12 protein-coding genes and 1 pseudogene are annotated in these 11,739 nt (G+C 62.7%); 7 read left to right on the plus strand and 6 right to left on the minus strand.

The features are described 5' to 3' along the window. Nucleotides 1–289: 289 nt before the first annotated feature. The 3 genes from A2I95_RS12780 to A2I95_RS12790 form a co-directional block, all read right to left on the minus strand. Entirely contained in the window at nt 290–1,051 is a 762-nt protein-coding gene (locus A2I95_RS12780) for an ABC transporter permease (protein WP_291730139.1), read from the minus strand. Next, nucleotides 1,048–2,007 (minus strand): ABC transporter ATP-binding protein, encoded by a 960-nt coding sequence (locus tag A2I95_RS12785; protein WP_291730140.1) that lies wholly within the window; start codon nt 2,005–2,007, stop codon nt 1,048–1,050. Before A2I95_RS12785 ends, A2I95_RS12780 begins: the two co-directional genes overlap by 4 nt. 111 nt (nt 2,008–2,118) lie before the next feature. Further along, on the minus strand, nt 2,119–2,652 hold the full coding sequence (locus A2I95_RS12790; RefSeq protein ID WP_291730141.1) for a CoxG family protein: 534 nt from the start codon (nt 2,650–2,652) through the stop codon (nt 2,119–2,121). A gap of 213 nt (nt 2,653–2,865) precedes the next feature. Between A2I95_RS12790 and A2I95_RS12795 the strand changes: the two genes are divergently transcribed. After that, nucleotides 2,866–3,540, plus strand: coding sequence for an NAD(P)-dependent oxidoreductase (locus A2I95_RS12795; protein WP_291730142.1), 675 nt, complete (start codon nt 2,866–2,868; stop codon nt 3,538–3,540). 289 nt (nt 3,541–3,829) lie between these two features. Here A2I95_RS12795 and pobA read toward each other — a convergent pair whose 3' ends face one another. Then, nucleotides 3,830–5,011: a 4-hydroxybenzoate 3-monooxygenase gene (gene pobA / locus A2I95_RS12800; protein WP_291730143.1), complete on the minus strand. Its 1,182-nt coding sequence runs from the start codon at nt 5,009–5,011 to the stop codon at nt 3,830–3,832. A gap of 125 nt (nt 5,012–5,136) precedes the next feature. Here pobA and A2I95_RS12805 point away from each other — a divergent pair, with 125 nt between their 5' ends. Beyond that, on the plus strand, nt 5,137–5,997 hold the full coding sequence (locus A2I95_RS12805) for a helix-turn-helix domain-containing protein (RefSeq protein ID WP_291730144.1): 861 nt from the start codon (nt 5,137–5,139) through the stop codon (nt 5,995–5,997). A 44-nt stretch (nt 5,998–6,041) separates the two neighbouring features. Further along, nucleotides 6,042–7,127 (plus strand): CaiB/BaiF CoA-transferase family protein, encoded by a 1,086-nt coding sequence (locus A2I95_RS12810; protein WP_291730145.1) that lies wholly within the window; start codon nt 6,042–6,044, stop codon nt 7,125–7,127. Nucleotides 7,128–7,129: 2 nt separating this feature from the next. On the opposite strand, the gene A2I95_RS12815 is transcribed toward A2I95_RS12810, so the two are convergent. Continuing rightward, nucleotides 7,130–7,381, minus strand: a complete 252-nt coding sequence (locus A2I95_RS12815) for a hypothetical protein (RefSeq protein WP_291730152.1) — start codon at nt 7,379–7,381, stop codon at nt 7,130–7,132. Continuing rightward, a complete protein-coding gene (hemE, locus tag A2I95_RS12820; RefSeq protein WP_291730150.1) occupies nt 7,381–8,415 on the minus strand; it encodes a uroporphyrinogen decarboxylase in 1,035 nt (344 codons plus the stop codon). Before hemE ends, A2I95_RS12815 begins: the two co-directional genes overlap by 1 nt. Nucleotides 8,416–8,611: 196 nt before the next feature. Here hemE and hemC point away from each other — a divergent pair, with 196 nt between their 5' ends. From hemC to A2I95_RS12835, 4 genes and pseudogenes are all read left to right on the plus strand, one after another. Beyond that, on the plus strand, nt 8,612–9,571 hold the full coding sequence (gene hemC, locus A2I95_RS12825; protein WP_291730146.1) for a hydroxymethylbilane synthase: 960 nt from the start codon (nt 8,612–8,614) through the stop codon (nt 9,569–9,571). Nucleotides 9,572–10,145: 574 nt separating this feature from the next. Beyond that, nucleotides 10,146–10,289: pseudogene (locus A2I95_RS42540) on the plus strand (hypothetical protein); the annotation flags it as partial. 6 nt (nt 10,290–10,295) lie between these two features. Further along, nucleotides 10,296–10,808: a transposase gene (locus tag A2I95_RS12830; RefSeq protein WP_367151473.1), complete on the plus strand. Its 513-nt coding sequence runs from the start codon at nt 10,296–10,298 to the stop codon at nt 10,806–10,808. 256 nt (nt 10,809–11,064) lie between these two features. Then, a partial coding sequence (locus tag A2I95_RS12835) for a tyrosine-type recombinase/integrase (RefSeq protein WP_291730151.1) occupies nt 11,065–11,739 on the plus strand: 675 nt, incomplete at its 3' end.

The raw sequence follows: 11,739 nt of genomic DNA on the forward strand, positions 1-11,739 counted from the left end.
AGGGCCGCCCGGAGTGAAACAAGATGCGCGCCCCGGGGAATTGGCGTGAAATGCAAAAACCGCACAGCCGCGGGCAAAATTGCAACGCTGCCTTATGGCGCCAGCCAAGGCTCTCCCGCCCGTCAGGTCAGCAGCTTGCAGCTGCAGCCTTCCCGTTGGGCCAGGCGCCGCGCTGGCGCGCGGCGCGGCACTCTGCGCCGCTTCTAAGCGCCCCCTTGGCACGCGAAGCGTGCCAGGCCCAACCGGGGAGGACGCCCTGCAGGTGTCCGGAGCGGGCGGGAGCTCCCCTTCAGGCCCGAATCCGCCAGCCGGTTTTGAAGATCCACCAGATGACGCCCATGCAGGCCAGGGTAAACCCGCCAATGGCACACAGGCTCAGCAGCACCGGCACATCCGCCTGACCAAAAAACGCCCAGCGGAAGCCCGATACCAGATAGACCACCGGATTGAACAGGGTGACGATCTGCCAGACCGGCGGCAGCATCGAGATCGAATAGAAAGAGCCGCCCAGGAACACCAGCGGCGTCACCACCAGCAAGGGCACCAGCTGCAGCTGCTCGAAATTCCCGGCCCAGATACCAATGATGAACCCCATCAGTGAGAAGCTGAGACAGGTCAGCACCAGAAACGCCACCATGGCAACTGGGTGCTGGATGGACAGATCCACAAACAACGACGCCGTGCACAGGATCACCACGCCGATAAACAGCGACTTGGTTGCTGCCGCCCCGACAAACCCTGCAACCACTTCCAGAAAAGTGATCGGTGCCGACAGGATTTCGTAGATGTTGCCGATGAATTTCGGGAAATAGATCCCGAAAGACGCATTGGAGATGCTCTGGGTGATCACCGACAGCATGATCAGCCCCGGCACGATGAAGGCCCCGTAATCGATCCCGTCAACCTCCTGGATCCGGCTGCCGATGGCGCTGCCGAAGACCACAAAATACAGCGATGTGGACAGTACCGGCGAGATGAAACTTTGCAGAAAGGTGCGCCAGAACCGCGCCATTTCCGCCTTGTAGATGGTTGCGACCGCTGTCCAGTTCATGCTGCATCCCCCTGAACTGCGCCGGCCGAAGCCCCGTTACCCGAAACCAGCCCGACAAAGATATCTTCCAGGCTGGATTCCCGTGTTTGCACATCCGCCAGCACCAGCCCGGCCTGCGCAACGTCATTCAACAGCGTGGTGATGCCGGTCCGTTCGGCCCTTGTGTCATAGGTGTACAGCAGCGCACTGCCGCCATTCACCAGCTGCAATTCATGCCGCGCCAGTGCTTCGGGAATGACGTCAACCGGCGTGGTCAGCTGCACTTCCAGCTGCTTCTGCCCCATCCGGGCCATCAGCTGTTCCTTCGCTTCGACCAGCAGCAATTCACCGCCGGTGATCACACCTACCCGGTCAGCAATCGCTTCGGCTTCCTCGATGTAGTGGGTGGTCAGGATGATGGTCACGCCGTCGGCCTTCAGCTCACCCACAATCGCCCACATGTCCTTGCGCAGTTCCACATCCACGCCTGCGGTAGGTTCGTCCAGGAACAGGATGCGCGGATCATGCGCCAGCGCCTTGGCAATCAGCACCCGGCGCTTCATGCCGCCGGACAGCTCCATGACCTTGGCGTCCCGTTTCTCCCACAGCGACAGCTTGCGCAGCACGTCCTCGATCCGCGCCGGATCAGCAGGTTTCCCGAACAGTCCGCGCGAAAAACTGACGGTGTCATGCACCTTGGCAAAAGGCTCAAGAGTGATCTCCTGCGGCACCAGCCCGATCAGCGAGCGCGCAGCGCGGAACTCGGCCACATTGTCGAAACCGCCGACGCTGACGCTGCCAGAAGTCGCGGTTGTGATGCCGCAAATCGTTGAAATCAGGGTGGTCTTACCCGCACCATTGGGGCCGAGCAGGGCCAGGATCTCACCTTTTTCAATATCAAGCGAGACGCCTTTCAGCGCCTCGAAACCGCCGTCATAAACCTTGCGCAGGTCGCGGATGGACAGGATGGACTCCATGGTGCCTCCGGCATGTTCTCAAATCCCGGCCACACTAACGGGCGCCTGCCGCCTCTGCCAGCCCCCGCCTTGCAGACGCGCCTGTGCGCCTGCGCAGAGCTGATAAGGGGATCAGCCGCGGCCCGTCACCTTGCTGAACCAGCCTTTCTTTTCGCCCTCTTCAGGGGTCTCTTCACCGTCTTCACCGTCTTCACCGGCCTCCTCTTGCGGCGCCAAGTGCGCCTGCAGATTGGCAAAAAACTGATCCGCCATTTTTTTGGCAAAGCCGTCGATGATGCGGCTGCCAAGCTGCGCCAGCTTGCCACCGACCTTGGCTTCCACTTCATACGACAACAGTGTGCCGGTCTCCGACGGCGCCAGAGTCACCACGGCCCCGCCTTTGGCAAAACCGGCCGCACCGCCTTTGCCTTCTCCGGAAATGGTCAGCGTTTCATTCTCTACAAGATCCGACAGGCCGACCTGCCCTTTGAAGGTGGCTTTGACCGGGCCGACCTTCTGGGTGACGGTGGCCTCGAACCCCTCCTCCGGCGTGCCGGTGACCTCCTGCGCACCGGGCACACAGGCCTTCAGCACCTCCGGCGTCAGCAGCGCCGCATAGACGGTTGCGGGCTCGGCGGCGATCTCCTTCTGGTCACTCATCTGCATGGGCTAGGCCTCCCTGGCGTATGTTTCCGGTTCCTCTCAGACCTAGCCGCACCGCAGCCCCCTGCCAAGCCGGCATTGACCGCCCCCTCTGATCTGCACCGCTCAAGCCAGCATACGCAGCGCAAATGCCGGTGCGTCAGCCATGATGATTTTATCTTGACGTCGAGATTTTTGTACATTATCTCGATGACAAGATAAATCATGGAGCATACAATGAAGATCATCATTTTCGGCGCCACCGGCGATGTGGGCAGTGCAGCCGTAAAAGCCGCAGCGCAGCGTGACCATCAGGTAACGGCCGTGTCGCGAGATCCTTCGGCTCTTGCCGCAATCAGCCCCTTGGTCACTCCGCTGCCTCTGGATCTGCTGGCGGACCCTCACTCCGCAGTCGAAGCGGCAGCAGGCCATGATCTGGTCATCAGCGCCCTGCGCCCGCCTGCCGGGCGTGAAGAGGATCTGATCCCGCTGACCCGCACCGCAGTACAGGCAGCGCGTCACGCAAACGTCCCGGCCCTGGTGACTGGCGGCGCCGCCTTGCTTAAGCTGGCGGACGGCGGCGGCCACACGGTGCTGAGCGCACCGGGTTTCCTGCCCGAAGGCTCTCGGCTTATTGCCGAAGCCTGCGCGGCGCAAGACGCCATGCTGGAACAGGAAACTGGCGTGGAATGGACCTGCTTGCGCCCGCCTGCACTGCTGACTGAAGGGCCGCTGACCGGCCAATACCTGCTTGGCACCGATACGCTGCTGACGAATGCGGCAGGTGTTTCGCAAATCTCCTTTGCGGATTTCGGCGCGGCGCTGCTGGATTTGGCTGAAAACCCGCACCATGCCAGCCAAAGACTGACTGTTGCCTGGGGCACTCCCGCCCCTGCCCTGGCGGCCGGCTGACGCCGGTCCTTGGGCCGCGTTGGGTCGGCCAGCGTGCTGCGCACGCTGCAGCAGCGCTCCAGCGGCGTCTGTGTCTCTCTGACCGCCAGGCCAGGTTCGAGCCTTCATCGGGACGGTTCCCAGGCGCCGCCGTTCCGGCCGGGACGGCTTGTTGCAAGCGGGCCCGGCGCCGCGCACCAGCGCGGCGCCGGGCCCAAGGCTTTGTCTTGCATCCTTGATGCATGGCAAAGGCGCGGGAGCCTGCCGCTCCTTGGTTGGCGCATGGTCTTGCTCCTGAGGGAGGCCCCCCCTAATACGGCAACCCGACGTAATTCTCTGCCAGAGAGGCCTGCGCCGCCTCCGAGGAGAACAGGTAATCCAGATCCGCCCGCTGCAACCGTAGATCGGTCTCGGTTCCTTGCGGGAAACGATGCAGCAGATTGGTCATCCACCAGCTGAACCGCTCCGCCTTCCAGACCCGCGACAATGCATTTTCGGAATAGCGGTCCAGCGCGGTGCTGTCGCCCTGCAGATAGTGGTCCAGAAACCCATGGTAGAGGTAGTAAATGTCCGAGGCCGCCGAATTCAGCCCCTTGGCGCCGGTCGGCGGCACGATATGGGCCGCGTCGCCCGCCAGGAACAGATTGCCATACCGCATCGGCTCGGCCACGAAACTGCGCAACGGCGCAATCGACTTCTCGATCGACGGGCCGGTTTCCAACTGCGCAGCGACCCCGTCCGGCAGGCGGCGCTTCAGCTCTGCCCAGAAGTCTGCGTCGCTCCAATCCTCTGCCCGGTCTGTCAGCGGCACCTGGATGTAATAGCGGCTCAGCATCCGGCTGCGCAGCGAGCATAGGGCAAATCCCCGTTCATGGCGGGCATAGACCAGCTCTTCCGCCACCGGCGGTGTTTCCGACAAAACCCCAAGCCAGCCGAAAGGATAGACCTTCTCGTATTCTTTCAGCACCTCCGCCGGAATGGATTTGCGGCTGACCCCGTGAAAGCCGTCGGCCCCAACAATGAAATCGCAGTCTGCCCGTTGCACTGCGCCATCCCGCTCCCAGGTCGCATAGGGACGCGCATCCGTCAGTGCATGCGGCTGCACATTCTGCACATTATGCAGGATCACCCCGCCCATCGAGTCGCGCGCCGCGTAAAGATCGCGGGTCACTTCGGTTTGGCCGTAAACCATCACCGTCTCGCCGCCGGTATGCTTTGCCAGATCGATCCGGTCCAGGCGACCCTGATGGGCAATATGGAACCCCTCGTGGATCTCCCCTTCACGGTCCATCCGCCCGCTGCAACCGGCCTCACGCATCAGATTGACAAAGCCGTGTTCCAGCACGCCGGCGCGGATCCGGCCCAAGACATACTCCCGCGTGTGCTTTTCCAGCACAATCGAGCGGATACCCTTGCGATGGAGCAGCTGCGACAGCAGCAGCCCCGAAGGCCCGCCGCCAATGATGACAACCTGCGTCTGATGCCTGGACATGCGCGTTCCCCAATATTGTTCGGCCTGTGCGTGCAGCGTGAATCCTGTACGTGCAGCGTGAATTATGCCCTGCGCCTGCATGTTTGCGAATGGACCCACTGCGCCAAAACTTGTACATTTCGCACATGCCATCACAGCCCCTCATCGACACCTACAACCTGTTTGGCGAGACCGCGGAACTTGCCGGTGTCCTGCATGTGGAGACCATCCGCAGCCGATCCGAGCTATATGATTGGGAGTTGCGGCCGCACCGCCATGCCCGGCTGCACCAGCTGCTGGTGCTGACCAGCGGCGCCGGAGAAGCCGATCTTGACGGAAACAGGCATTCTCTGCCACCGCCCTGCCTGATCAATGTGCCCCGTGGCGTGGTGCATGGCTTCCGCTTTGGCAACGGCACGGGTGGCTGGGTGATCACCCTGGCGTCGGATTTTCTGGATCAAAGCCTGGCACCGGGTGAAGGGATGCGCGCGCCGCTGGATCTGCCTGCCGTCCTGCCTTTGCCCGAAGGGCTGCAAGGCCTGGCGGCGGGCCTATTCCGTGAATACCAAGGCAAGGGCTTTGGCCGCGCGCAAATGCTGCGCGGGCTGGCGCTGTCGGTCACCGCTTTGGCGGCCCGCGCCATCGCAGCCGCCCACGAAGCGGATCCGCAGGCCCCTGCCAGCCCGCTGTTTGCCCGGTTTGAAGCCCTGGTCGAGCGCGACTTCCGCCTGCGGCGCCCGCTAGCGGACTACGCTTGCGAGCTGGCTGTTTCTGCAACCCACCTCAACCGCATCGCCCATCAGGCCACCGGCCAGCCGGCCTCGGCGCTGGTCCGCGCCCGTGTCCTGCGCGAAGCGCGGAGGCTGCTGATCTATACCAATCTGACCGCAGCGCAGGTCGCCTATGAGCTGGGCTTTACCGATCCCGCCCATTTCAGCCGGATCTTTGCCAAGGGTACTGGACTGCCGCCACGGAAGTTCCGCCAGCAGCTTGCTGAAAGCGGCTGATCCGCAGCAGACTGGTCCAGCCGGGTATCACGAAAGGGGCCGAAATGCTGCAAGGGATCCGCATTCTGGAAGTCGAGGGTCTGGGTCCCGGCCCTTTCGCCGCGATGACGCTGGGCGATCTGGGAGCCGAGGTGATCTGCGTGCACCGCCCGGGTTCCAGACACACACCCGGAATGCCGGAACACTCCTTGCTGGACCGCGGCAAACGGTCAATCACCCTGGACCTGAAAGATCCCGCAGATGCGGAAACCTTTCTGGCCCTCACCGCCACAGCAGACGGGCTGATCGAGGGTTTCCGCCCCGGCGTGATGGAACGGCTGGGGCTGGGGCCGGAAGACTGCCGCGCAGTGAACCCCGCTCTGGTGTATGGCCGCATGACCGGCTGGGGACAGGACAGCCCGCTGGCCCAGACGGCGGGGCATGATCTCAACTACATCTCGCTATCCGGCGCACTCTGGTACGCCTCTGCTCCCGGCGATGCACCGCTGACGCCGGCAACTTTGGTGGGGGATATCGGCGGTGGGGCGATGTATCTGGTCGCCGGGATGCTGGCAGGTATCATGCGGGCCAGATCCACTGGCGTGGGCTGCGTTGTGGACGCCGCGATCTATGACGGTTCGGCCCATATGATGAACCTGCTGATGAGCATCCGCCAAGCCGGGAACTTCGGTGTGAAGCGCGGCGCAAACCTGCTCGACGGTCCGCATTGGAGCCGGACCTATGCCTGCGCCGATGGCGGCTATGTCTCTGTGCAGTGCCTGGAGCCGAAATTCTACGCACTGTTTTTGGGCAAACTGGGGCTGGCAGAAGACGCAGGCTTTCAGCAGCAGTTCGAGAAATCCCTTTGGCCCGCTCTCACCGGTCGCCTTGCAGGGATCTTTGCCAGCCGGCCGCGTGATCATTGGGCCGCGCTGTTCGAGGGCACGGATGCCTGCGTGGCCCCGGTGCTGAACCCCGAGGAAGCACTGGCGCACCCGATGAACACCCGCGGCACATGGGCCGAGGCGCAGGGCGTTCTGCAAGCTGCTCCTGCCCCGCGGTTTTCAGATCAGCCGGACTGGACCCCGCCGGATATCCCCGCACGCGGACAGCATACGGAAGAGATCCTGGCGGAGTTGAGCCATCTGTAAGCTCAGTCTTCTGTCTTGGTTTTTTCGGCGGCCGCCTTCATGCGCTTCAGCAGCTCGCTCTTGTCCGTTTGCTTGCCAAAAGGATTCTTCTTGGTCCCTTTTGCATTATGTTCGGCGTGACGTGGTTTATTCTTGCCCATCTTGGGTGCTCCAGATTTACCGTAATCCACCGTTATGTCCTCACTCGCGGCGCGTATTGCTGCGCTGATGCCCGAAACCGCCGCCCGGCACAAGGCCGGGCCGGCTGGAAGCATCAGCCGTTCCGGACCGTATCGATCATCAGCTGCACATTCGCCGGGTCAGCATCCGGAGTGATGCCGTGGCCCAGGTTAAAGATATGCGGGCCGTTCCTGAAGGCCTCGACGATGCGGCGGGTGTCATCCACCAGGTCCTGCCCGCCGCTAACCATATGGCGCGAGGCCAGGTTGCCCTGCACGCAGCCGTCTACCTGCACATGCGCAGCCGCCCAGGCCGGATCCACCGAATTATCCAGCGCGACACAGTCGATACCGGTTGCCTTGGCAAAGCCCGTGTACTTTTCACCCGCTTCACGCGGGAAGCCGATCACCGGGATGCCCGGATGACGCTCTTTCAATGCCGCAGTAATCTGGCGGCAGGGTTCCAGCGCATACTTCTGGAACGCTTCGCCCTTCAGCGAGCCGGCCCAGCTGTCGAAGATCTTAACCACTTCGGCGCCCGCTTCGATCTGTTTGGACAGGTAATCGATGGTCGCCTCGGTAATCCGCGCCAGCAGCGTCTCGAACAGCGCGGTGTTTTCCATCCGCAGCGCATGGGCCGGGCCTTGGTCCGGCGTGCCGCGGCCCGCAATCATATAGGTGGCGACAGTCCAGGGCGCGCCGGCAAAGCCGATCAGCGTGGTTTCCGCCGGCAACTCGCGCGACAGGATGCGGACAGTCTCATAAATCGGATTCAGCGTCTCGTGGATATCCGATGCCGGGCCCAGCTTGGCAAAGTCACTCTCCGTGGTGATGGTCGACAGCCGCGGGCCTTCCCCGGTCACGAACCACAGATCCGCCCCCAGCGCCTGCGGGATCAGCAGGATGTCGGCAAACAGGATTGCAGCATCAAACCCATAGCGGCGGATCGGCTGCAGCGTCACTTCGGCAGCGAGTTCGGGATTGTAGCAAAGCGACAGGAAATCCCCGGCCTCGGCCCGCGTCGCGCGGTACTCCGGCAGATAGCGGCCCGCCTGGCGCATCATCCAGATTGGCGGCACATCCTGTGTTTCACCCGCCAATGCGCGCAGCAGCTTCTTTTGTCCGGCCATTGTCATCCTCGCTCTCATTCGCCCACATGGATCGCCTCCTGAGGTCACGCCTGAGGGGCGGAATGTCAAGAGCAGGGGCGATCTGCCGCGCCCTGCCCCGATGCACCTTGTTCTATGTCAAAGCCGCCGCAGCACCCGTGTGAGAGAGGCAAAAACCGGTTTCCACCGGGGCGCAATCTGATTTAAGGCTTTCCCCATGACACTGACCCTGCCCTCCCCCGCCTCGCCCCTGAAAATCGGCACCCGCGGATCGCCGCTGGCGCTGGCCCAGGCCTATGAGACCCGCAGCCGCCTGGCCGCCGCATTCGATCTGCCGCAAGAGGCGTTCGAAGTTGTGGTGATCAAGACCACTGGCGACAATCAGGCGCTGATCGCAGCGGACAAGCCGCTGAAGGAACTGGGCGGCAAGGGGCTGTTCACCAAGGAAATCGAAGAGGATCTGCTGTCCGGCGCCATCGACATCGCGGTGCATTCGATGAAGGACATGCCGGTGCTGCAGCCGGAAGGCCTGGCGCTGGATACATATCTGCCCCGAGAAGATGTGCGGGATGCGTTCATTTCCCCGTCGCTGCAATCGTTGCATGACCTGGCGGAGGGCGCGGTGGTCGGCACTTCATCGCTGCGCCGCCGCGCGCAGCTCTTGAACCGCCGCCCCGACCTGAACGCCGTAGAATTCCGCGGCAACGTGCAGACCCGCCTGCGCAAACTGTCGGAGGGCGTGGCGGAATGCACTTTCCTGGCGATGGCCGGCCTCAACCGGCTAGCAATGGCCGATGTGCCTGCCACTGCGATCGAAACAAACGACATGCTGCCCGCTGTGGCCCAAGGCGCCATCGGCATCGAACGCCGCGCGGACGACAGCCGCGCAGCTGAGATGCTATCGGCGATCCACGATCATGAGACCGGCCAGCGGCTGGCAGCCGAACGCGCCTTTCTGGCGGCGCTTGACGGCTCCTGCGAGACTCCGATAGCGGGCCTTGCCGAACTCGACGGCCCCACCCTGCGCCTGCGCGGCGAAGTGCTGCGCCCGGATGGCTCCGAAGCGATCAATGACGACCGGACCTGCCCGGTGGAAGACGGCGCGGAGCTGGGCCGGGAGATGGCGGCAAAGCTACTGGAGAAAGCTGGCAAGGGCTTCTTCGACTGGAAAGCTTAATCGGCGCCCTTCTCTTTGCGAGGCTCTGCCTCGCGCTCCAGGATTATGTGTTTGCTATTGCGCCAATTAACCCGTGCAAGGAAGCTGGGGCAGTCGCTGCTCCAGTTGGCCGACCGGGGCAGCGGTGGCGGGCGCTCCGATGACCTGAGCGGATGGCTTACGGGCGTCAAATATCTTGCCGCCCGCCACACCATATAGCCGCCCATCCGAACGCGGAAGGGCAGAAGGGTCTTCGCGGCCAAACATATTCGAGGAACAGGATACCCATATGGGCAAGGCATCCCGCCCGCCCCAAAGCGTATCATCGCATTTGAAGCCTCTAAAGCCAGTTTGCACGGTGCACGCCCCGCCGGATGACCGGCAAGTGATGATTAACAACACTCCTGCCGCATTCAGGAAACTGCTGCGGCAAGCCGGCAAACTGGAAGCATCTTTCGCCATCTGCGAGGCATCCCGCGGCTATGAACGGCATGTGTTTTCGCGCTGCGCGGATGCCGGTTTGCGCGCGCATCGGTCACATGGCGCCCGAACCCGCAACTTCGCATGATACCTTGGACTTGCGTCCAAAACAGATGCCATCGATGCCTGGATGCTTGCGTTGTTTGCTCAGAAGTCAGACGGGGTGCGGCTCTGGAAACCCGTTGCCCCGGAAGCCGAGGAATTGCGCGCGCTGCGCCGCCGCCGGGATGACCTCGCGAAGATTGCCAGGGGAGAACAAAACCGCTTGGAGCATGCCAAAATCAGGGTAATACGCCTTTCTCTGCAGCGTCATGTCCGGTCCATGTCGCGCGAGATGGATGACCTGGGCAAACGGATTGAAGACCTCATTGCCGCAACGCCGGCATCCCGGCACAAATCCCGGCTGATACAATCCACCAAGGGGATCGGGCCGAAGACAGCGGCGGCCAGTCTGGCGTATGTGCCGGAACTGGGCGACCTGACGAAGGGAGAGGCTGCATCCATCGTTGGGCTTGCGCCCTTTGCACGGCATCCCGGCACCCTGCGGGGGCACAGGCATGTCTCCGGCGGGCGCCGGGACGCACACGCCAGTCTTTACATGGCCGCCCTTTCCGCTCTGCGTTCCAACCCTGCTTTCCGGGGTTTCGCGGCCCGCCTCAAGGCACGCGGCAAACCCGCCAAGGCCGTCATCACCGCCATCATGCGCAAGCTCATCGTGATCATGAACGCCAAGCTCAAAGACGGGCAGGCGTCAAATCGCTACGGCGCGGCAACATAGCAACTTCCGGCATTCGCGGCGCCTGGCATGAACTCACCCATGCGGGAAAAAGCGCGCTTTCGCTGCAAGCTGCCACAATGGCGGCAAACTGCGCATTGTGCCTGCGACGGTCCATTGGAGGGCGAAAGGAGGAATCCGCTTGCGCGGCGGTGGCATTTGTTGCTGGCGTTCTGAACTGGCCTTTATGCTGCACGTTTTGCGGTTTTTGCGACCTGTCCGACGATTGGGGCTTTCTCAGCCGACAAAGGAGGTTGCAATGACAGAGGAGAGAACGGCCCCGCTTCGCGAGCGGATGATCGAAGACATGCGCATCCGTGGCATGGGTGCCAAGCCCCAGCAAGGTCATATCCGGGCGGTAAAGCACTTTGCATGGTTCATTGGCCGCTCACCGGACGCAGCGGCACCAGACGAGTTGCGGGCCTGCCAGCTTCACATGACCGGTACCGGGGTGACGACCGGCACCTTTAACGCTCGGATCGTCTCGCGAGGGTTCTTCTTCGGCGCGGCCTGCGGGCGGGAGGAGATGAAGCGGTATATGCAGTTCCGGCGCAAGCCGAAGAAGCTGCCGGCCGTATTGAGCGTGCAAGAAGCCGGGGATCTGCTGGCGGCTGTTCCAGGACCCGGGCTCAAATGCCGTGCGGCTCTGGGGATCAGCTATGGCGCGGAGCTCCGGGCATCCGAAGTTTGCAACCTCAAGATCGCAGATATCGACAGCGGCCGGATGCGGCTGCATGCCGATGAAGGCAACAACAGCAAAGATCGCAAAGCGATGCTATCGCCGGGGCTGTTGGATCTGCTGCGGGATTATTGGCGTGAGCCGCGGCCTGAGGGCTGGTTGTTTCCGGGCAAGCCAAAGATCATGGCCCGGTCAGCACGCCAGTTGAACAGAGCATTCACCTCTGCCAAGCATATGGCGGGCATCAACAAACCC

The organism is Leisingera sp. F5 (assembly GCF_001593695.1).

Coding starts and splice junctions, on each gene's coding strand:
- A2I95_RS12780 (WP_291730139.1), bottom strand. CDS start 1,051: ATGAACTGGACAGCGGTCGCAACCATCTACAAGGCGGAAATGGCGCGG.
- A2I95_RS12785 (WP_291730140.1), bottom strand. CDS start 2,007: ATGGAGTCCATCCTGTCCATCCGCGACCTGCGCAAGGTTTATGACGGC.
- A2I95_RS12790 (WP_291730141.1), bottom strand. CDS start 2,652: ATGCAGATGAGTGACCAGAAGGAGATCGCCGCCGAGCCCGCAACCGTC.
- A2I95_RS12795 (WP_291730142.1), top strand. CDS start 2,866: ATGAAGATCATCATTTTCGGCGCCACCGGCGATGTGGGCAGTGCAGCC.
- pobA (WP_291730143.1), bottom strand. CDS start 5,011: ATGTCCAGGCATCAGACGCAGGTTGTCATCATTGGCGGCGGGCCTTCG.
- A2I95_RS12805 (WP_291730144.1), top strand. CDS start 5,137: ATGCCATCACAGCCCCTCATCGACACCTACAACCTGTTTGGCGAGACC.
- A2I95_RS12810 (WP_291730145.1), top strand. CDS start 6,042: ATGCTGCAAGGGATCCGCATTCTGGAAGTCGAGGGTCTGGGTCCCGGC.
- A2I95_RS12815 (WP_291730152.1), bottom strand. CDS start 7,381: ATGCTTCCAGCCGGCCCGGCCTTGTGCCGGGCGGCGGTTTCGGGCATC.
- hemE (WP_291730150.1), bottom strand. CDS start 8,415: ATGGCCGGACAAAAGAAGCTGCTGCGCGCATTGGCGGGTGAAACACAG.
- hemC (WP_291730146.1), top strand. CDS start 8,612: ATGACACTGACCCTGCCCTCCCCCGCCTCGCCCCTGAAAATCGGCACC.